Origin of the sequence: Robertmurraya sp. DFI.2.37, assembly GCF_029211245.1 — a bacterium.
Lineage (GTDB): Bacteria > Bacillota > Bacilli > Bacillales > Cytobacillaceae > Robertmurraya > Robertmurraya methanolica_A.
The window spans coordinates 1-245 of the sequence record NZ_JARGEJ010000993.1 but is presented as its reverse complement, the minus strand read 5'-3'; the positions used below and the strand labels follow the sequence as shown (position 1 = coordinate 245).

The window sequence follows — 245 nt, the reverse complement described above, 5'->3', positions numbered from 1 at the left end:
GAAGCTCTTTCTTTCCCTCTATGGTATAGCCTAGTATCGTATAAACTGCGTATTTTTTAGTCTCATAGTCATTTCGAATGGTGGTGTATAGGCAATCGACGAAAACAAAAGGATAACCGTTACTCAACGGACGGTTTTGCCACTCCTCTAATTCAGGAAGTACTGCATCTGTAATATCGGATACCATTTCATGAGACACAGAGAAACCATAGATCTCCTCTATCGTAGAAGAGATGTCTCGTTGA

The 245-nt window shown here is 40.4% G+C and carries 1 protein-coding gene; it reads right to left on the bottom strand.

Translation table 11 applies throughout. From position 1 onward, the window contains the following. Positions 1-245, bottom strand: a 245-nt coding sequence (locus PZE06_RS34345) for a transposase (protein ID WP_275792603.1), incomplete at both ends; no start/stop codon positions are given.